Source organism: Streptomyces sp. NK08204, assembly GCF_020400585.1.
Classification (GTDB): domain Bacteria; phylum Actinomycetota; class Actinomycetes; order Streptomycetales; family Streptomycetaceae; genus Streptomyces.
Genome location: NZ_JAINVF010000071.1, coordinates 1 through 1,060, shown reverse-complemented (window position 1 = coordinate 1,060; position 1,060 = coordinate 1). Strand labels below are relative to the sequence as shown.

1 protein-coding gene is annotated in these 1,060 nt (G+C 76.4%); it reads left to right on the top strand.

The window, feature by feature from the left end; all coding sequences use genetic code 11:
* Positions 1-1,060, top strand: a 1,060-nt coding sequence (locus K7G59_RS34335; protein ID WP_225840658.1) for a polyketide synthase dehydratase domain-containing protein, incomplete at both ends; no start/stop codon positions are given.

Here is a 1,060-nt window from a genome sequence, read left to right as displayed (position 1 = left end):
GGTGGCCGACGTCACGCTGCTGCCGGGCACGGCGTTCGTGGAGCTCGCTCTCCAGGCGGGCGACGCGGTCGGCTGCGACCGGGTGGAGGAGCTGACCATGGAGGCTCCGCTGGTGCTGCCGGAGGAGGGTGGTGTGCGGATCCAGCTCGTCGTGGCCGCGCCCACCGACGCCGGACGGCGCCGGGTGACCGTCTACTCCCGCCCGGAGACCGGCCCGGCGGAGCCCGATGCGGACCCTCAGTGGACCCGCCACGCCACCGGCGTCCTCGCCGCGAGCGGCCCCGCGGTGGTCGCCGCCTCGGCCGACTTGGCGGTCTGGCCGCCGGCGGACGCCGAACCGCTCGACATCGACGGCATGTACGAACGCTTCAACGCCACCGGGCTCGGCTACGGGCCGGTCTTCCAGGGACTGCGCGCCGCCTGGCGCCGCGGCGAGGAGGTCTTCGCGACCATCGCCCTGCCCGCGGAGCAGCGGGATGAGGCGGGCCGGTTCCGGGTACACCCCGCTCTGCTGGACGCGGCGCTGCACGCGATGGCGCTCGGCGGCTTCGTCGCCCGCTCCGCCGAGCCGCAGATCCGGCTGCCCTTCGCCTGGAACGGTGTCTCGCTGCAAGCCGTCGGCGCGCCCGCGCTGCGGGTCCGCCTGGCGCCGGCCGGGTCGGAGGCGATCTCGCTGACGGTCGCCGACGAGTCGGGTCGGCCGGTCGCCTCGGTGGAGTCGCTCGCGGTCCGCACCGTGTCGCCCGACCAGCTCGCGAGCGCCCGCCAGGCGTTCCACGAGTCACTGTTCCGCCTGGACTGGACCGCTCTGCCGGCCCCGGCCGGCGCCGCGGGCAGCACGGCACGCTGGGCCGTGCTCGACGGCGACGCCTCGGGACTGCTGCCGCTGCTGAAGTCGGCGGTCTCCTCGCCCGTGGCTTCGCACCCGGACCTGGCGGCACTGGGCCGGGAACTCGGCTCCGACGGTGCGGCGCCCGAGCTGGTGTTCGCGGCCTGCGCCGCCTCGCCGGCCGGAGCGGACGTCGCCTCGGTGCACGGTGCCGCGCACCGAGCCCTGGAA